The organism is Streptomyces sp. NBC_01320 (assembly GCF_035974375.1).
In the GTDB taxonomy this organism is placed as follows: Bacteria; Actinomycetota; Actinomycetes; order Streptomycetales; family Streptomycetaceae; genus Streptomyces; species Streptomyces yanii.
The window spans coordinates 2537955-2555708 of record NZ_CP108390.1 but is presented as its reverse complement, the minus strand read 5'-3'; the positions used below and the strand labels follow the sequence as shown (position 1 = coordinate 2555708).

Annotated in this window: 16 protein-coding genes; 6 read left to right on the top strand and 10 right to left on the bottom strand. The window is 70.6% G+C overall.

Annotated features, from left to right (window positions below; translation table 11 throughout):
- Nucleotides 1–570 precede the first annotated feature (570 nt).
- Complete coding sequence (locus OG395_RS12050; RefSeq protein WP_327242899.1) at nucleotides 571–1554, bottom strand: tetratricopeptide repeat protein; 984 nt, start codon at nucleotides 1552–1554, stop codon at nucleotides 571–573.
- Between the two features lie 419 nt (nucleotides 1555–1973).
- On the opposite strand from OG395_RS12050, the gene OG395_RS12045 reads away from it, so the two are divergent.
- Nucleotides 1974–3197, top strand: coding sequence for an IS110 family transposase (locus tag OG395_RS12045; RefSeq protein WP_327242577.1), 1224 nt, complete (start codon nucleotides 1974–1976; stop codon nucleotides 3195–3197).
- 429 nt (nucleotides 3198–3626) lie between these two features.
- Here the strand turns inward: OG395_RS12045 and OG395_RS12040 are convergent, their stop codons facing one another.
- The gene (locus tag OG395_RS12040; protein WP_327242898.1) at nucleotides 3627–4583 is read right to left on the bottom strand and encodes a hypothetical protein; all 957 of its coding nucleotides are present in this window, start codon (nucleotides 4581–4583) and stop codon (nucleotides 3627–3629) included.
- A 19-nt stretch (nucleotides 4584–4602) separates the two neighbouring features.
- On the opposite strand from OG395_RS12040, the gene OG395_RS12035 reads away from it, so the two are divergent.
- Nucleotides 4603–5241, top strand: coding sequence for an ArsR/SmtB family transcription factor (locus OG395_RS12035; RefSeq protein WP_327242897.1), 639 nt, complete (start codon nucleotides 4603–4605; stop codon nucleotides 5239–5241).
- Entirely contained in the window at nucleotides 5238–5861 is a 624-nt protein-coding gene (locus OG395_RS12030; protein ID WP_327242896.1) for an NIPSNAP family protein, read from the top strand. The genes OG395_RS12035 and OG395_RS12030 overlap by 4 nt, the downstream gene beginning before the upstream one ends.
- Nucleotides 5862–6447: 586 nt before the next feature.
- Here OG395_RS12030 and OG395_RS12025 read toward each other — a convergent pair.
- The gene (locus tag OG395_RS12025; protein ID WP_442818547.1) at nucleotides 6448–6993 is read right to left on the bottom strand and encodes a lamin tail domain-containing protein; all 546 of its coding nucleotides are present in this window, start codon (nucleotides 6991–6993) and stop codon (nucleotides 6448–6450) included.
- 676 nt (nucleotides 6994–7669) lie between these two features.
- Between OG395_RS12025 and OG395_RS12020 the strand changes: the two genes are divergently transcribed.
- From OG395_RS12020 to OG395_RS12010, 3 genes are all read left to right on the top strand, one after another.
- Complete coding sequence (locus OG395_RS12020) at nucleotides 7670–8656, top strand: NAD-dependent epimerase/dehydratase family protein (protein WP_327242895.1); 987 nt, start codon at nucleotides 7670–7672, stop codon at nucleotides 8654–8656.
- A 553-nt stretch (nucleotides 8657–9209) separates the two neighbouring features.
- Nucleotides 9210–10640 carry an amino acid permease gene (locus tag OG395_RS12015; protein ID WP_327242894.1) on the top strand — a complete coding sequence of 477 codons (1431 nt, stop codon included), beginning with the start codon at nucleotides 9210–9212 and terminating at the stop codon, nucleotides 10638–10640.
- A 337-nt stretch (nucleotides 10641–10977) separates the two neighbouring features.
- Nucleotides 10978–11787, top strand: a complete 810-nt coding sequence (locus tag OG395_RS12010) for a COG4705 family protein (RefSeq protein WP_327242893.1) — start codon at nucleotides 10978–10980, stop codon at nucleotides 11785–11787.
- Here OG395_RS12010 and OG395_RS12005 read toward each other — a convergent pair.
- The 7 genes from OG395_RS12005 to OG395_RS11980 all read right to left on the bottom strand — a co-directional run bounded on the left by OG395_RS12005 (nucleotide 11768) and on the right by OG395_RS11980 (nucleotide 17558).
- Nucleotides 11768–13138 (bottom strand): HAMP domain-containing sensor histidine kinase, encoded by a 1371-nt coding sequence (locus tag OG395_RS12005; RefSeq protein WP_327242892.1) that lies wholly within the window; start codon nucleotides 13136–13138, stop codon nucleotides 11768–11770. The genes OG395_RS12010 and OG395_RS12005 overlap by 20 nt on opposite strands.
- A complete protein-coding gene (locus OG395_RS12000; RefSeq protein WP_327242891.1) occupies nucleotides 13135–13809 on the bottom strand; it encodes a response regulator transcription factor in 675 nt (224 codons plus the stop codon). Before OG395_RS12000 ends, OG395_RS12005 begins: the two co-directional genes overlap by 4 nt.
- 450 nt (nucleotides 13810–14259) lie before the next feature.
- Nucleotides 14260–15024 carry an alpha/beta fold hydrolase gene (locus OG395_RS11995; protein WP_327242890.1) on the bottom strand — a complete coding sequence of 255 codons (765 nt, stop codon included), beginning with the start codon at nucleotides 15022–15024 and terminating at the stop codon, nucleotides 14260–14262.
- A 69-nt stretch (nucleotides 15025–15093) separates the two neighbouring features.
- Nucleotides 15094–15255: a hypothetical protein gene (locus OG395_RS58280; protein ID WP_442818546.1), complete on the bottom strand. Its 162-nt coding sequence runs from the start codon at nucleotides 15253–15255 to the stop codon at nucleotides 15094–15096.
- A complete protein-coding gene (locus tag OG395_RS11990; RefSeq protein WP_327242889.1) occupies nucleotides 15219–15620 on the bottom strand; it encodes a hypothetical protein in 402 nt (133 codons plus the stop codon). Before OG395_RS11990 ends, OG395_RS58280 begins: the two co-directional genes overlap by 37 nt.
- Before the next feature lie 28 nt (nucleotides 15621–15648).
- Nucleotides 15649–16548, bottom strand: a complete 900-nt coding sequence (locus OG395_RS11985; RefSeq protein ID WP_327242888.1) for a hypothetical protein — start codon at nucleotides 16546–16548, stop codon at nucleotides 15649–15651.
- Nucleotides 16545–17558: an SPFH domain-containing protein gene (locus OG395_RS11980; RefSeq protein WP_327242887.1), complete on the bottom strand. Its 1014-nt coding sequence runs from the start codon at nucleotides 17556–17558 to the stop codon at nucleotides 16545–16547. Before OG395_RS11980 ends, OG395_RS11985 begins: the two co-directional genes overlap by 4 nt.
- Nucleotides 17559–17754: the final 196 nt, after the last annotated feature.

Genomic DNA, 17754 nt, shown 5'->3' with positions numbered 1-17754 from the left:
AGGACAAGATATGGCGTCGGTGGAGGGAGGGTGAGTCCTTCAATGCCATGGCCCGGGTTCTGGGCGTCCCCATGCACCACGTCCGCAGTTTCCTCGCCCGGACTGGTGGGGTGCGCCAGGCGCCGCCGAACCGCTCGGCCGCACCTAAATCAAGATCGGATACGCCCGATAGCCGGGTATGAGACGTGTTCGTTGGCTCGACGCCCTGGATCACACGGCACTTGTGAACACACCTCGGTAGTGCTGTCGGTCGCCGTGTCTCACCAGTGAATTGCTGCCCGGCTCGCGGGCGTAGCCGTAGCGAGACTGGATGTCGCCGCCGAGTGAACCGCCCCAAGGACGCGTCGGCTTCGTCATCCTGCCCCGCCGCTGGGTAGAAGACGGCCTGGATCATGCGCGCCCGCCGACACGCGCGTGCTACGAACGGCTCATCCAGCATGCCGAGTCACTCATCACATGGGCCGCAATAACCCTGATGAACAGGCGCCTTGCATGCCCGGCGACGCGTCGCGGACGATCGTCTTGATTGCGTCGGTAAGCGTAAGGAAGCGGCGACTGCCGGAGCCCGCGTCAGCTGTTCTGGAGCCGGCGGGCCTCGGCGATGAGTTCGGTGGGCAGGGCGGGACCAGCACATGCGAGATCAATCAACAGGCCCCGGTACGAGTCGTTCGGTAGGTGCGGCGCCAGTTCGATGAGTTCGCGCAGGCCGTCGGGCGAGCCCGTGAGCCGGGCACGGTAGGCGGCCCCGGCCGCGCGAAGCGTGACCTCGGTCGGCCCATGCTCCAGCCCCTGATCGATGAGCTGGACCGCGGTGGTGAAGTCGCCCTGTTCGGCGCGTACATCGGCCAGATCGAGATACAGCGACCAGTTGTCCGGGTCCACGGCAAGAGCGCGCTGGAACGCCGCCGCAGTCTGGTCAGGATCACCCAACTTGCGCCATGTGCCCGCTCGCACGACTTCCGTCAGCATGATCCGCTCAATGGAGTCCGCCCGATCGCAAAGGGCGAACGACGCATCGGTGAGACCGCATGCCCGCAGGAAGATCGCCATCTTGGCCATCGCCTCCGGCAGCGGCTCGCGGGCACAGACCACATCGATGGCCTGGAACCAGGGACGAAACCCATCCCGCATGCTGTGGGTGTCCAGAGCGTGTCCGTAATCCATCGTCCGCATGGCGGCCTCGGCCATCGCGTTGGCACTCACTGTCCCCAGAAAGCGTGCATCGCTGAACCAAGGGGCTTTGGCCCAGGCAATGGTGGGTTGCGCGCCCGTGACCCCGCCGATCGCCAGCACTGCGCCGTCCACGTCGTTCTCGAGGAAGCTGATGTACGACTGCGCCAGCACCGTCCTCAGGGAGTCAGCGCCCTGGAAGAGCTCGGCCAGAGCCGTCCGCTGCTCTTCCCACAAATCGGCGAGTACCGCGTAGGGCCCAGGGTCCTCAGGCGCGGAGGCGATGGCACCGGCTACATAGTGCACGGCTGCCGTGGGGCTGCCCCCGCAATGCGCCATCACCCGCGCAAGACCGACTCCAGCAGCTACCGCTCGATTCAACATCGTCCGAGGATAGTAGAGACTCGAAATCTTCCGGACCGAGTCTCCGGACCGAGAACCGAGCCGCCAGGATGGGAGTAACTTCGCTCGCCTGCGCCGCCGCTTACACATGCGCATCGTGACGAGGACGTCGGCGACCGCGGCCGCTACCCCGTTACCGTTTTCGTGGCCCCGCAATGGGGTGCCTGGCCCCCGGGTCCGGTATGGCTGTGTGCCCCCTGTCGAAGTCGATGACCTGGGGGGTGTTGCCGCCGGGCTTCGGGGCACCGCTTGACCGCTGATGAGGGGCCTGACGACCGCCTGGTCCGGCGCAATGCCGGACCGCTTTGCGGGTGGGGATGTCTGCGTAACGTGGTTGCCGGCGTGTGGTGCCGCAGGGACGGCTGGGAGTTGAGGCGACGAGAGGCGAGGGGCACGCGCACATGGTCGACACGACCGCGACAGATCTCTTCCTCGGTCTGGACCTGGGCAAGGAGTTCCACCACGCCCACGGCCGGACCGCGGACGGCAGAACCGTGCACGACAAACGGCTGCCCAACACCGAGCCGAAGCTGCTGGAGCTGTTCACCAAACTGGTGGCGAAGTTCGGCACCGTACTGGTGATCGTGGACCAGGTCGCCAACATCGGCGCGCTGCCGTTGACGGCAGCCCGCGCGGCGGGCTGCCGGGTCGCCTACCTGCCCGGGTTGTCGATGCGGCGGGCAGCCGACCTTCACCCGGGCGAGGCCAAGACCGATGCCCGCGACGCGTTCGTGATCGCGGAGACCGCCCGGTCCATGCCGCACACCCTGCGCGCGGTGGACCGCGACGACGAGGTGCTGGCCGAGCTGACGATGCTCACCGGCTACGACAACGACCTGGCCGGCGAGGTCAACCGCACCACCAACCGGCTGCGCGGTCTGCTCTCCCAGATTCATCCTTCCCTCGAGCGAGTGCTCGGCCCGCGCCTGGCCTACCCCTACGTCCTGGCCCTCCTGGCCAGGCACGGCTCGCCGGCCAGGCTGAAGAAGCTCGGCCGCACGCGGTGCGAGGCTCTGCTGAAGGCACACGGCTCGCGCAAGGCCCACCACCTCACCACCGAGATCTACGACGCGCTTGCCGAGCAGACCCTGGTTGTTCCCGGCACCGAGGCGTCCGCGCTGATCGTGCCGGGCCTGGCCGCCCAGCTCGCCGCCGCCCATACCCAGCGTCAGGCCACCGAGCAGGAGATCGCCGTCCTGCTGGAGGCCCTCCCTCTTTTCCATCTCCTGACGTCGCTGCCCGGTCTGGGCGTCAGGACCACGGCCGCGGTGATCGTCGCGATCGGTGACGGCACCGGCTTCCCCACCGCCGGACACCTCGCCTCCTATGCCGGACTCGCCCCCGCCACGAAGTCCTCGGGCACCTCCATCCGCGGTGAGCACGCACCCCACCGCGGCAACCGGCTCCTCAAACGTGCCTTGTTCCAGGCCGCGTTCGCCGCGATCGGCTGCAAGAGCGACCCGTCCTCCCGGATCTACTACGACCGCCAGCGCGCACGCGGCAAGACCCACACCCAGGCGGTCCTCCGCCTGGCCCGGCAACGCGTGAACGTCATCCACGCGATGATCCGCACCGGCGCCCTCTACGAACCACGCACTCCGAGTGACGTCGACCTCGCAGCCTGACACCCCATCCGTCTGCCCTTCAGCCCTCCTCACGTCCGCACGCCGGCACGGCCACCCCCGTCCTGCCGGCCACCGAGCTGCCCACCAGGCACCCGATCCGCCGGGAACATCCCGCTTCGCGGGACGTTCCCGAAAACCAGGACCAACCCCTACGAACCAGCCCCGCCAGGCTTGACGAAACAGATAGGGGCACCCCCCGCGCGGTCAGGGAGCGATCGGGGCTGGGCGGGTGTCGTGTCTCGCCCTGCCAGACCCCGTCCAAGGACGTCCGGCCGCCTTTCGATCGCACGCACGGGACGACGCTCCTCATGGGGCAAACATGGCCGGTCCTAGCGATGTTTCGGAGCCGGTGTGAGGGCGGGCACAGCCCGCCCTCACCGACTGCGAGTCAGCGACCCCACGACCGCACCGCGCAGGTGAAAGACCAAGTCAGGGACGGTCGCAGACCGGGTCGTCGATCGCGCTCACGGTGTACGGGGGCTCCCCCGGGGGGTCGTCGTTCTGGCTGTTCACCACGTAGAGCCGGCAGCCGTGGCGGGCCAGCGTGGTGGGCAGGTCGAACGGCTCGCCCGTGATCCGGTGGGTCACCGATCCGGTGCGCAGCTCCTCGTCGAGCGAGGCGACGTAGACCCCGCTCGGGGCGCCGTAGTTGAGCACCGCGTACAACGTTCGCCCGCGCAGCAGCATGCCGTCGGCACCGAAGGACGCCCCGCCCAGATCCAGTTGACCTACCTCCCGGGTGGCGACGTCGACCCGCCACACGGCCTCCGTTCCGTTGGAGGCCACCAGCAGGGTTCGCCCCGACCGGTCCGCCACGATGCCGTTCAGCAGCCAGAACCGCGCCGGGAACTGGGGGAAGGCGGAGCGGATGTCGAGCCAGGGCTCCAGGGGCCCGAGTTCGCCGCCGTGGATCTCGGCGCGGTGCACGACGGGATTGGCCCAGTCCGTGACGTAGACGGCGTCCTCGGTGATCACAAGGTCGTTGAGGTCGGGCGCGCCGAGCGGTCCGCTCTGTGCGGTACGCGTGGCCAGCAGGCGCCCGCGGCGGTCGTGGACGGTCAGCTCGGCGCCTCCCACCGAGAAGACCCGACCCTGGGCGTCGGTGTGCACCCCCAGGGTGCTCGTGCGGTCCTCGACGCCGTCCGTGCGGAAGGGACGCAGGCGGGGGGCGCGGACGTTCCCGCGGTACAGTGCGCCGGTGCCGTCGGAGGACACGTACATCGTGCCGTCGCCGTCGATCGCGATCCCTTCGGGCAAGACCCCCGGGGACCGTGCGACGACATAGGTGCGCGGCAGATCGTGCGCGACGGCCGGGGTGGGTTGGGCTGCCAGGCCGGCCAGCAGGACCGAGGCGCCGAGACACAGAAGACGGTTGGTTCCGGGCATCGTTGCGACCTCCGGGTACATGGGTGGGCCCCGCCGCTCGGGGACGTTCGAGAGCCTGCCCAGGGCGCCCCGCGACCGCATGGCCTTTCACGTCTGGGCGAAAGGCTTCGCCCGGACGATCACACCCGCCGACCCTGCACCTGCCGTCGCGCTCCTCCTACGACATCCCGCTGTGCGGCCGGGGGCTGCCGCTCATGCCGTCCTGGTTCGGGACGGGCCTCGTGATCAGTACGGGCCCGAGGAGTCGACCGTCCCCGCCCACCCGATGCGTCTTCCCGACACGCCGGCCGGCCCGCCCCGGGTGCTCGGGCCGCTGCTCGGCCGGACCTGCGCCGCGGTCCTCCCACGGGTGCGCGATCCGGCGACGACCACCCCGCTCGCCGAACGCGTCGGCGTCTCTGTGGCCTCGGTCAGTCGGCACGCCACGGTGCTGCGCAGCGCGGGGCCGGTGCCCACGACCCGGATCGGCACCGCCGTCCTGCACAGCCTCACCCCGTTCGTCCGGGCCCTGCTGGACGGCGAGCCCCTGCCCTTCTCGGCCAAGGGCTGTCCGGCTCCGGGCCGGGTGGGCCCCTGCGGTCATGAGTGGGCCGCGTGCGCATGCCAGTTTCCACTGACAGGAGATGTCAGTGGAGTGCCGCTAACTTCCCGGCCATGAACGCCATAGTCGAACTTCGGCAGTACACCCTTCACCCGGGCGCCCGGGACACGCTGGTCGACCTCTTCGAGCAGGAGTTCGTCAGAGGTCAGGAGGCGGTCGGTATCACCGTCGGCGGCCGGTTCCGGGACCTGGACGACCCGGACCGCTTCGTCTGGCTGCGCAGCTTCCCGGACATGACCGCGCGGGCGCGAGCGCTGCACGCCTTCTACTACGGTCCCGTCTGGCAGGCCCACCGCGAGGCGGCCAACGCGACCATGCTGAACTCGGACGACGTCCTCCTGCTGCGCGGACCGGGCTTTGCAGCTCCGGACGCCGCGAAGCCGGTCGTCGCGACCATCTGCCACCCCTTGGACGTGGCCTTCGCCGACCACTTCGAGCAGTACCTGCGACCCCGGCTGACCGCCGCCGGAGCTCCTCCGCAGGCGGTCCACCGCACCGAGCACGTGGAGAACAACTTCCCCGTGCTGCCGGTCCGTACCGGTGAGGACATCATGCTCTGGTTCACGGCGGGGGAGGCAACACCCCTTCCGGACCTCTCGGCCCATCTGAAATCGGCTCCGCAGCAGCTACGGCTGGAGCCCGTCCGGGGGCGGCGGTCCTCAGAGCCTGTCGGGTGACCTCTGATCGGGCGGCCACGCCCTGGCACGCACGCTTCCCGCGTTGCCGAAATATCCTGGTAGCTCCTTCCCCGAGCTCTCAGCTTCGTTCGAGCAGGGGAGACCCCATCCGAGGACCTTCCAGCGCCTTGGCATCGCACGCACCAGACCGCGTTCGCTATCCGATCGAAGGTCACCCGACAGGCGCTAAGAGGACCTCACAGAATGGGCGCGGGCGTCCCGGAAGCCCCGGATCGGCAACCGCTGTCCGGAGTCGTCGACACTCGCCGTCGACTGTGACCGTCGCAGCCGGCCCTGGTTGCGACGGCAGAGAGCTTTCCCTTTGATCGGGCGACAGCGTCGGCCGGACACCCCGTGCCTGTCCTGTGCGTGCGTCGTTGAACGTAGCGTGCGCGGCTGTGTACCAACCCACAGGATGCACGCACCAGGGTCTCGGTGCGTGTCCGGTCCGTGCTGCTCCGGCGAACCTCTGCCCGCAAGAACACCGGTGAGCGCGCGAGGGGCGTGCCGCCACCCCCGGGCGGGGGATGGCGGCACGCCCTGGTTCCCGAGGAGGGCCCGCGATCAGTGGCGGGCGGGGGTCAGGTCAGCGGCGGTTCCAGCGGTCGTCGTAGCGGTGGTCACGGTCGCGGTGGTCGCGGTCGCGGTGGTCACGGTCGCGGTCGCGGCCCCAGGACTCGGTGTCGACGGCCCGGCCGTCGTCGTTGCGGAGCGTGGCCCGGTCGGAGTGGTTGCCCCAGACGTAGTCGCTGCGGTCCTGGTAGACATCGGTGCGGGTGTCACGGCCGTAGCCGGTGTGGACCCGGACCGTGGCCTGCCCGGCCAGGCGCAGGTCATCGAAGCGGTATCGGTTGCCATCCCTGTCCGACAGCGTCCACCCGTCCAGATTCACCGCCCGGCGACCGGTGTTGGTGACCTCGACCCACTCCGCGTTCAGCGAACGGTTGGAGTAGTCGTCACGGCCCGGGCTGTTGTACTGGATGTCACCGAGCACCACCCTGGAGTACTCCTGGTGGTGACGGCCCCACTGGTGGCCGTCGTCGGCGGACGCCGGCATCGCCGCCACGGCGACGGCGGAACCGGCCGCCAGACCGGTGGCGACAAGACGACGGACGGTACGAGAAGCAGACACTGATGTCCCCTCAAGTCAGAGGCGCCCAGGCCCGGACAACGGGCCATGCTGCGCGATACGGGTCCCGGCCCAACAAGCCGAGGACCCAAACCCTGAAGCACCCGCCGCGACTCCGGCGGTCACTCCGGCGCCTGTTACACAATGCAGACATTTCAGTAACTGGCGACTGTAACGGTCACATACTCCGCGTGAGCGTGCCCCTGACATTCGCTGGGAGTGGCATCCATCCCGGCCGCGTTCGGCGGCAAGCCCTTTCCGACCCTCGGCGTCTGTGCTGCCCCACCCTGCGCTCTGTCATCGGCACCGCGTAAATCGGGTAACAGGCGCAATGCTCAATAATTCGGACAGCGGCGCGATGGTCACACATCCGCGCGACAGTTCGCCGCGTTGTCGACGGTGACAGGTGATGTCCCCATCCCCGGCCAGGGTGCCGCAGATTCCTTGGTCCAGGTGAGGTGAGCTGCCGGCTGCCCCACCACCGGGGCGTCGACCGTGTCCGCGTGCCGGAGAGCAGCCGCAACACACCTTCCCGACGTCGCCGTTGCGGTGCTGCGCCGCGTGCGTGGGGAGGTTCAGGCGGTGGTCCAGGTGTGGAGACCGGAGCTCTTCCCTGCGGGCCGCTCCGCTCTCGGCGAAGCAGGGCGCGCAGGCTCGTAGCCCGTGTTTGAGTGGGCCGATGGAGATCTTGGTACTGGGTGGAACGGCGTGGGTGGGCCGCGAGGTCTCGCGGCAGGCACTGGAACGCGGGCATCAGGTGACCTGCCTGGCCCGTGGAGAGAGCGGCGAAGTGGCCGAGGGCGCGGCGCTGGTCGCCGCGGACCGGCGCGACCCGTCGGCATACGAAGGACTGGCGGGCCGGGACTGGGACGCCGTGGTAGAGGTGTCGTGGCAGCCGGGTTTCGTCCGCGGGGCGCTGGCGGCGCTCGGCGAACGGGCAGGACACTGGTCGTACGTGTCGTCGGTCAGCGCGTACGCCTCCCAGGCGGAGCCGGACGCGGACGAGTCGGCGGAACTGCTCCCCGCGGCCGAGCGGGACGAGGTCGACCGCGAGGAGTACGGGGAGGCCAAGGTGGCCTGTGAGGAAGCCTCGACGGCCGCGGTGGGCGACCGGCTCCTCATCGCGCGGGCGGGACTGATCGGCGGCCCGGGCGACCACAGCGGCCGCACCGGTTACTGGGTCAGCCGCGCGGCGCGCGACCCGCTGGCGCCGCTGCTGGTGCCGGCCTCCCCCGGCATCCCGACGCAGGCGGTCGACGCGCGGGACCTCGCGGCGTGGCTGCTCGACTGTGCGGAGAAGGGGACGACCGGAACGTACAACGCGGTCGGCCCGATCGTGCCCTTCGGGGAATGGGTCGCACTGTCGCGGGAGATCGGCGGGCACACCGGGCCGGTGGTGGAGGCCGACCCCGACTGGCTGCTCGGGCAGGAAGTGGGTCAGTTCATGGGCCCGGAGTCGCTCGCGATGTGGATGGCCGACCCGGACTGGGCCGGCTTCAGCGCCCGCAACGGCGCCGCAGCGAGCGCGGCCGGCCTGCGGCACCGGCCCCGGGCCCAACTGCTGGCGGACACGCTGCGTTGGGAGCGGAAGGAGGGTCTCGACCGACCCCGCCGGGCCGGCCTGAGCACCGAGCGTGAGCGTGTTCTCCTGGACGCGCTGAGGTAGCGGGGCGCGGCGGGACACGCGCGCCGCCGAACTGGGGTGGCGGATCCGACGGGTCGCCGGCGTCGACCGCCTCGGCCGCGTCGGTGATCCGCCGGCCGGCTTCGGCGCGGTCGAGCTGCTCGCGGTCGACGAGGTCCGGAACGGCGGCGGCGAGGTGGTCGCCCAAGGTCTGGGCGCCAATGAGGTCGGTGACAGGGGCCGGCCGGCTCCGAGGCACCCCACGCCGACCGGTCGCGTCGGGCCGCCCCTCGGCCCGTCAGGCGGGTGACCGCCGGCCGCAGCGGCCGCCGGAACCTTTGAACCTGTGGAGAAGGATGCGCGGTCACACGTGCCCAGTTCCGTCCGATTTTTGGTCGCATCCGGCACTTCGGCGAATATTCGCCGACGATTTGGTATGCAGTGTCCGATAACTGAACATGGGATGGATTCCCCGGCGGTTCCCGCAGCCGGCGTGCGCCCGCACGCTGGGCAGCCGCTGCACGGGCCGGGGGCCGTGGTGCTGCCCTGCGGGGCAGGCGACGGTACCCAGCACGACGAAAGGCGCACCATCCCCATGCACGACACCGGAACCGTCTCGCAATCGGCTCCGGCCCCGGGCATCCCCGCTCCGGCCCCGGCCCAAGGCCCCGCCTCTGCCCAGGCGGGGCACATTCCGTCCCAGGAGCAGGACGCGGGCAGTCGGCACGCCCGGCGCTTCGGGCTTCCGGTCGCCACCGCGCTGGTCATGGGCAACATCATCGGCGGCGGCATCTTCCTGCTCCCCGTGTCCGTTGCTCCGTACGGCACCATCAGCCTCGTCGCCTTCGGTGTGCTCACCGTCGGTGCCATCGCGCTCGCGCTCGTCTTCGGGCGGCTCGCGCAGCGCGACCCGCGCACCGGCGGGCCGTACGTCTACGTGCGCGAGGCCTTCGGTGATTTCGCGGGTTTCCTGGCCGCCTGGTCGTACTGGATCACCTCCTGGGTGAGCAACGCGGCGCTCGCCGTCACCGCCGTGGGCTATCTGGACGTGCTGCTGCCCCTGCACGGCTCGCCGTGGCTGATGATGACCGCCGCACTCGTCGTGCAGTGGCTGCCGGCTCTCGCCAACCTCGCCGGGACCCGTTACGTCGGCGCGGTGCAACTCGTCTCCACGGTGCTGAAGTTCGTTCCTTTGCTGCTGGTTGCGATCGGCGGGCTGTTCTTCTTCGACCCCGACAACCTCGGTCCCTTCCAGGCCACGGAAGGTAGCGCCCTCGGCGCGGTCTCCGCATCCGCGGCGATCCTGCTCTTCAGCTACCTCGGCGTCGAGTCGGCGGCGGTGAGCGCGGGTGAGGTGCGCAACCCGCGGCGCAACGTCGGGCGGGCGACCGTCCTCGGCACGCTCGGCGCGGCGCTGGTGTACTTGCTGGGCACTCTCGCCGTCTTCGGTACCGTCGCGCACGACAAGCTGCTCACCTCCAGCGCCCCGTTCACCGACGCGGTCAACGTCATGTTCGGCGGCACGTGGGGCGGCGCGGCGGTCGCGTGCGCGGCGCTGGTGTCGATCGTTGGAGCGCTCAACGGCTGGACGCTGCTCAGCGCCCAGACCGCGTACGCCGCCGCCCGAGACGGGCTGTTCCCGACATGCTTCGCGGTGAAGCGGCGGGGCGTGTCGACCTTCGGCGTGATCGTCACGGTCGTCCTCGCCTCGCTGCTGACTGTCTACAACTACATGGCCGGGACGGCCCGGGTATTCGAGATCCTGGTGCTGGTCACGACCTTCACCGCGACCGTCCCGTACCTCCTGGCGACGGCGGCCCAGCTGTACTTCCTGGTCTCGGGCCGGCGCGACCGGGTCCAGCCGACTCGACTCGCCCGTGACGCCGTGCTCGCGCTGGCCGCCTTCGGCTTCTCCATGTGGCTCCTGGCGGGCTCCGGCTACGCCGCCGTCTACCAGGGCGTGCTGTTCCTCTTCGCGGGTGTCTTGGTCTACGCATGGATGTCGGCCCGCAAGGCGCGCGCGTGACGCCTCGGCGGGGGACCGGTCGGAGGGCCGACCAGGTGTGGAGGGGCGTGCCGGAAGGCGTGTGCTCGACGTCCTGGCGGTGATCAGGCGCAGTCCTTCGCAGCCGCATGCGGGCTTGCCCCGCGCGACCGCGCGAGCAGGGTCATCCCCCTGGCTGTCAGCGATGACCGGACGCCGACCAGCCCGAGGTCGGTCAGGCCGAACCGGCGCAGGACCTCAACATCCGGCCCGAGCTCACGCCTTCCGCGCGGGGCCCGGCCGTGGGCATGCGAGTCGAAGCCGACCGCGGAGAAGCAGTCAGGATGTGTTCAGGTTCGCCGTGCCAGCCTCACCGGTCATGACGAACGAAACAGCTGTGTTTCCGGCACGCGCCGGGGCTCGGCAGATGCTGAACAAGGTCCCCGAAGTCACGGTGTACTTCTGGGTGATCAAGGTGCTGTGCACGACGGTGGGCGAGACCGCCGCCGATCTCCTCAATGAGAACCTCGGTCTGGGGCTGACGAACACGTCGCTGGTCATGGCCGTGCTGCTGATCGGCACGCTCTGGTTCCAGTTCCGGGCCAAGAAGTACGTCCCCGGGCTCTACTGGCTCGCCGTGGTGCTGATCAGCGTGGTCGGCACGCTGGTGAGCGACAACCTCACGGACAACTTCGGAGTGGCGCTGGAAACGACGACGGCCGTCTTCGCCGTGGCGCTCGTCGCAGTGTTCGCCGCCTGGTACTGGAGCGAGCGGACGCTCTCCATCCACTCCATTCACACGGTCCGCCGCGAGGCGTTCTACTGGGCGGCGATCCTCTTCACGTTCGCTCTCGGCACCTCGGCGGGCGACCTCACGGCGGAGCGGATGGACCTCGGGTACTGGGTGTCCGCAGTGCTGTTCGCCGTGCTCATCGCGGCCGTGGCCGCCGCCCACTACGGGCTCGGCCTCGCCGCGGTCCCGGCGTTCTGGATCGCGTACATCCTCACCCGCCCGCTGGGCGCCTCGTTCGGCGACTATCTCTCCCAGGCGCGCGCCGACGGAGGTCTCGGCCTCGGTACGGTCGGCACCAGCGCGATCTTCCTCGTCCTGATCCTGGCCTTGGTCAGCTATCTGACGGTGACCCGACGGGACGCGACCCCCGCTCCCGTCAGCCCGTCGGAAGGCTGACCACGAACCGTGCTCCGGCGGCGGCCGGATCCCACTCGATGTCGCCGCCGGACGCGCGGGCCAGCCGCCGGGCGAGGGCCAGCCCGAGACCGGCCCCGTCATGACCGTCGTCCGGGTCGGCGCGGCGGCCCGGCTCGAAGATCTGCGGGCCGGATTCTACGGGCACGCCCGGGCCGTCGTCGGTCACGGCGAGCTCCACACCGGCCGGGGTCTGGGCGTACGTCAGGGTGATGGCGGTGGCGGCGTAGCGGCGGGCATTGTCGAGCAGCGGCATGAGCATGCGCTCCACGAGCACGGGAGAGACCCCTGCGGTGACGGCGGCGCCGCCCCGTACGGACAGCGGCGGGGCGTCGGGGTGCTGCTGCGCGTACTGCTCGGCCACGCGATGGGCCCATTCGGGCAGCCGGCAGCGGCCGGGCGGCTGCCCGGTGCGGGCGCGGGCTTCGGACAGCAGGGTGTCGCAGATGTGCCGCATGCTCGTGGCGGCAGCAGCGATCGCCTCGTGGGAGGCCTGCTGCCCGGCCGCGTCCCGTGGCCGGGCGGTGAGCCAGTCGGTCTCGGCCACGATGCGGGCCAGCGGGGTTCGCAGCTCGTGCGAGAGCTCGGCGGTCTGCAGCTGTTCGTGGCGCAGTACGGCGGCCAGCCGGTCCAGGAGTTCGTCGAGGTTGGTGGCGAGCGAGGCGAGCTCGTCCGGGCGGTGGCCGGTGCCGAAGCGTTCCGCGGCGCCGAGCTCACTCCAGCGGGCCGCCCGGGTGCTCATCTCGGTGACGGGGCGCAGGGCTCGCCCGACGATGGTGCGGGTGAGCAGATACACCCCGGCCAGGAGCAGCACCCCGAGGACTGCCGAACCGGCGAGGGCGGCGCGGGCGGTGCTGCGGTACGGGTCGAGGGAGACGGCGACGACGACGGTGCCGGTCTGCCGGTGGCCTGCGCGCACCGGCAGGGCGTAGAGCCGGGAGGCGTTCCTGCCGCCCGACTCCTGGTATCTGCTTCCCTGGCCGGTGAGCCCGTCCGCCTGCCGCTGGAGCGCGGCGGGCGCGTTCGGCCGTTCGACGGCCGTGCTGCCGCGGTAGATCCACGTGCCGACATCCAGGGCACGGTCGTCGGCCGGTTCGTGGACGACGATCCTGCCGTCCGGGCGCGCCTCGACGGTGGCGGCCACCGCCGCGGCACGGGTCTGCAGCAGGTCGGTGGCCTGGCTGCTCAGCCGTCCGGCGAGGGCGATGTTGAACGCGACGGTGAGCGCGGCGACCCAGGCGGTGGCGGAGGCCAGCGCGAGCAGGGCGAGGCGGCCCCGCAGGGTGCGGGGCAGCGCGGTGCGGAGCCGTCCGATGACGCGGAGCCGCCTCATATCAGGCGGTACCCGACGCCTCGTACCGTGCTGATCCCCTGCGGGCTGTCCGCCTCGCGCAGCTTCCGGCGGACCCGGGTCAGGTACTGGTCGAGTGTGTTGTCGCTGACCTGAGCCCCGTCGGGCCAGGCCGCGCGCAGCAGTTCCCGTCTGCGTACGGTGGTTCCGGGCGCCGCCATCAGTGCGGCCAGCAGGCGGAACTCGGTGGGAGTGAGCGCCACCGGCTTGCCGCGCACCTCCAGGAGGTGGCGTACGGGATCGAGCCGGAGCTCCGCCAGCTCGACCACGGGGTCCGGTCCGGCGCGGCGCAGCGCCGCGCGGATCCGGGCGGCCAGCTCGGCCAGGTGGAAGGGTTTGGCGAGGTAGTCGTCGCCGCCCGCCGAGAAGCCCGAGAGCCGGTCGGTGAGCGTGTCGTGCGCGGTGAGGAAGACCACCGGGGCCTGCAGCCCCGCCGAACGCATGGCCTGGCACACGTCCCGGCCGTCCGAGTCGGGCAGTCCGATGTCGAGGACGACAGCATCCACTCGATCGTCGAGGGTGCGCAGGGCGCCGGCTCCGCTGGCGGCGGTCACGACGGCGAAGTTCTCCTCGCGCAGTCCGCGGGCGAGCACGTCGCGCAGCCCGTGGTCGTCCTCGACGACCAGGACACGGCGTTGAAGAAGTTCCGTCACGGCAGTCGAGTCCTCCTGTCGGGGCTCGCAGCCCGGTCGCGACACTTTCGTCTACAGGACTGTAGACGAAAGTGGCCGGCTCATGCTTCGCCGTGACCGTGACCGGCACCGCCCGTATCCAGACGGTAGCCGTGCACTCGCAATGTGGTGATCCGCGACAGGTGCAGGGGCGCCTCGGCGTCGGAGGCCGCGTGGAGCCGGCAAACGGGCGCCGTGCGGCGACGTCTGATCATGGCGTGGCTCGCACTGCTGGGCATCGCCCTGCTCGCCCTCGGCGCTGCCGTCTTCACCGCCCGCCTTCGGGCCCGCGCCCTCTCCGAACCACTGGGGGACCTCTCCCGCGCCTGTAGGGCCGTCACGGACGGCGACCTCGCCGATGGGCTCGTTGATCGAAGAGCTGGAACAGCGGGAAGCGGCCTGGGTGCCACCTGGCAGTCCGAGTTCCGCAGCTCAGCCGGGCTCCGACAGAAAGGCGGTGACCGTGGCGGCGAACTGCTCTGGAGCATCGTGATGCACGACGTGGCCGGCAGCCAGCTCTACCAGGAGGGCCAGGCCGCCGTGGCGGGCGACCATGTTCCGGGCGTGATCGGCCGCCAACTCGTCGCTCCGTGTTCCATGGACCAGCAGGGTGGGGCAGGACACCGCTGTCCAGTCGGCCCAGTGATCGCCGTTGAGTGCCTTCTGAGACGTCACGGTGTCGTCGATGCCGAACGAGAAACCCCAGCCCCGGTCTCTCTGCCGGAACGAGCATTCCAGATAGGGCGCGGTCGCGCCCAGAGCCTCAACCAGCGCCTCTCGAGACGGCGCGCGAGGGGGAAGGCGCGTGGTGAAAGACCAGTCGCAGTCGACGACCGCGCCGATGTCCTCCACGATCAGCTTGCTGACCTTGTCCGGGTGCCGGGCGGCGAACTGGTAGGCGTTCACCCCGCCCAGCGAGTGCCCCAGCACCGGCACCGGGCCGACTCCCAGATGCCGATGGAAAGCGACGACATCGGCTATGTAGTCGTCCCGCTCATAACCGATGGCAGGGTCGGACTCTCCATGACCGCGCTGATCGAGCGCGATCACCCGCCACCGCGGCGCCAACGCCTCTGCGAGCGAGGCGAACGCCGACGCTTCGTTGTAGTGCCCGTGCAGGGCCACAAGCGGCCTCCCCGGACCACCGAAGTCCAGATACGACAGCTGCCGCCCACCCACCATGAAGAACTCACGCATAACGTGGATCTTAAGAGGCAGCACCGACAAGCCACGGCTGAGCAGCGGCTCATGCACAGCCCGTCCGCTTCAGAGGAAACCCTCACTCAAGACGAGCCATCTGACGTTGCGCCACTCCGGCTGAACACACGCCGGAAACGCTGTTTGGCCGCCCGGTCCAGGTAGAGGCCGGCTGTTCCACAACACCATGGCGTTCAGGGCCAGATCGAGTGCACCGAGCTGGTCCTCCACGCCCTCGCGACAGTTCTGCCGCAGTTCGTCCCGCTGGCCGAAGAAGATCCGCCGGGGGCCTGGACGGCGCCGAAGTCCACGGTGTCGACCAGCAGCCGGATGAAGCCGCGCACCGTGCCGTAGCGGGAGGAGAGCGCGGCCCGCCACTCCGCGTCCGCGTCCCCGTCGCCGTCCGAAACGCACTCGGCGATGGTGACCAGCGCCTCGGCGAGTTTGGCGCGCGGCACCACCTTCTCGATCGCCTCCAGGCATCCAGCACCGACACCGCCTCGCCGTCTACGGTGGCCGGCGCGGTGTTCGGCCTGTTTTCGAGCGGCGTGCGGGTTACGGGGCGGGGTGGCTCGGCCCGATTCGAAGGCGCCCATGGACGGGTGCCGAGTGGACGGTGCGTGCTCAGAGCGTCAGCCGCAGCGAGGTCGCCGCGATACCGAGCAGCACCGTCTGACCCCACGTCAATTCCAGTGCGTCGGACTCCATTCCGTCACCGAAGACCACCACCCGGTCCGACTCGACCGTGAGGCGCAGCCGTTGTTGGTGTCTCAGTTCGCCCGCCACCAGCGAGGTGCCGGTCGTGGGCGAAGGCCACGCTTCACGTACGAACCAGACCAGCCGGGGGTCGGTCGGACGCGGCAGCGACAGTGCGCTCCCGCGCTCCTGCCACAGTGAGCGCAGCCAGCCTGTGGAGCCGGTACCGGTGCCGACCAGGACCCCGGAGGACGCCTGTGGTTCGGCGGGGGCGTCCGGAGCGTCGGGGCCGAGACGGTATCGCGCCGTCTGGTGGCCGGGCGGGCCCAGATAGATCTCATTGAGGGCGAGGAGGCGCTGGGTGTCGTCGGCGACGGCCTCGACCATGGTGAGATCGTCCGTTGTCGCGCCGGGCGATGCGGCTGCCCGGAACAGTGCGGCCGCATCGCCCGGGCGGTGGCGCACCAGTACCCCCGGATTGCGTCCGGGATCGGTGTCGATGCCCACGACGGGCTGGCCGGAGAGATATTTGGCGACGTTGGCGACCAGCCCGTCCTGTCCGACCACGACCACCACGTCCTCCGGACCGAAGAGGAAGCGGTCGAGATCCGCGCGCTCGACCCGCGACTGGCGCCACTGGAGCGGTACGGCCGCCGCCACATCGGCGAGTGCCTGCTGCGTCCGCCCGTGCCGCCGTGCCATCTCCTCGATGGAGCGGCCGCGCGTGGACAGGAAGAACGTGGCCTGGCCGTGTGTGCCGTGCCGGGCGAGCAACTCCTCGTACTCGGTGGTGCGGTGCACGAGCACCGCGCGCGGGGCGAGGCTCACGCGCGTGTCTCCGGGCCGGGCCGGCCGAGCTTGGCGAGCAGGCCGGTGAGGACATCGGGGGAGAGCGTGAGGCTGTCGATGCGCGGCAGGTTCTCGGCGAGCCGGGTGGCGGCCAGGGCGTGCAGCGTCGAGGCGTTCACTTCGGCGTGCACCCGCAGCCAGGCCGCCTGCGACTCGGCGCGCGCGGCACCGACCTCGCGTGCGGCCTCTGCCTCGGCGCGGGCGAGCCGCACCTTGCGCGCCGCCTCGGCCTCTGCGCGTACCCCGTCGGCTGCCGCGTTCTCCTCCGCCTCGCGCCGGGTATTGGTACCGCGCTGCTCGACCAACTGCTCCTCGCGGCGTGCGAGTTCGATCTGGCTGGCCAGTTCGTTCTCCGCGATGGTCCGCTCGCGCTCGACGGCCACCGCCCGGCGCTCGTACGTCGCCCGGTCGGCCTCCTGCTGGATCTGTTCCCGGGCCGGCGTGCGCAGTGCGCGCTCCACCTCTGCCTCGGGGCGGATCGCGACCACGCGCACCGCCACCACATCGATGCCGGTGACCGGCAGCCGGGGCTCGGCGGCCAGTCCCTCGGCGACCCGTTCCCGTACCGCCGCGACCCCGTCGACCAGCGCGCCGGCGAGCGGGGTGCGGGCCAGCACGTCGAGGGTGTGCTGCTGGGCGGTCTCGGTGAGGAGAGTGGCGATCTGCTCCAACGGCGCACCGCGCCAGACGCCGGTGTCGGGGTCGACGGAGAAGTCGAGCCGGGCGGCAGCCTCGGCAGGGTCGCTGATCCGGTACGTCACGGTGGCCTGCACGGTGACGTCCTGGAAGTCGGACGTGCGTGCGTGGAAGGCCATCGCCAACTCGCGGTCGTTGACCGGTACTTCGGAGAGTGCGGCGTGCAGCGACCGGTACCAGAAGCTCAGTCCCGGTCCGTCGTGCGTGAGCCGGCCGCGGTCGTGGTGGCGGATGTGGGCGGTGGGTGCGGAGCGCAGATGGCGCCAGCCGAACCGCTTGGTGATGTCGGCCATGTCGGAACCCCCTCGTTGTCGTCATGGAGACGATAAGGGTGGTCGGCTGATATCGTCAAGGGGACGAGAACGGTCGGCCGGGCGTGCGCCCGCCCGGTCGTCGGTGCCGCGCAGGGTTCCTCGGTGAGGGGGCCGACACCCATGTACTCGGCCCGACCGCCTCGGCGGCGACAGAGCCTATTCGTCCCGTCGCAAT

Excerpts from the sequence above, each read along its gene's own strand:
- OG395_RS12050 (WP_327242899.1), bottom strand. The coding sequence starts at position 1,554 with ATGTTGAATCGAGCGGTAGCTGCTGGAGTCGGTCTTGCGCGGGTGATG.
- OG395_RS12045 (WP_327242577.1), top strand. The coding sequence starts at position 1,974 with ATGGTCGACACGACCGCGACAGATCTCTTCCTCGGTCTGGACCTGGGC.
- OG395_RS12040 (WP_327242898.1), bottom strand. The coding sequence starts at position 4,583 with ATGCCCGGAACCAACCGTCTTCTGTGTCTCGGCGCCTCGGTCCTGCTG.
- OG395_RS12035 (WP_327242897.1), top strand. The coding sequence starts at position 4,603 with ATGGGTGGGCCCCGCCGCTCGGGGACGTTCGAGAGCCTGCCCAGGGCG.
- OG395_RS12030 (WP_327242896.1), top strand. The coding sequence starts at position 5,238 with ATGAACGCCATAGTCGAACTTCGGCAGTACACCCTTCACCCGGGCGCC.
- OG395_RS12020 (WP_327242895.1), top strand. The coding sequence starts at position 7,670 with ATGGAGATCTTGGTACTGGGTGGAACGGCGTGGGTGGGCCGCGAGGTC.
- OG395_RS12015 (WP_327242894.1), top strand. The coding sequence starts at position 9,210 with ATGCACGACACCGGAACCGTCTCGCAATCGGCTCCGGCCCCGGGCATC.
- OG395_RS12010 (WP_327242893.1), top strand. The coding sequence starts at position 10,978 with ATGACGAACGAAACAGCTGTGTTTCCGGCACGCGCCGGGGCTCGGCAG.
- OG395_RS12005 (WP_327242892.1), bottom strand. The coding sequence starts at position 13,138 with ATGAGGCGGCTCCGCGTCATCGGACGGCTCCGCACCGCGCTGCCCCGC.
- OG395_RS11995 (WP_327242890.1), bottom strand. The coding sequence starts at position 15,024 with ATGCGTGAGTTCTTCATGGTGGGTGGGCGGCAGCTGTCGTATCTGGAC.
- OG395_RS11990 (WP_327242889.1), bottom strand. The coding sequence starts at position 15,620 with ATGGGCGCCTTCGAATCGGGCCGAGCCACCCCGCCCCGTAACCCGCAC.
- OG395_RS11980 (WP_327242887.1), bottom strand. The coding sequence starts at position 17,558 with ATGGCCGACATCACCAAGCGGTTCGGCTGGCGCCATCTGCGCTCCGCA.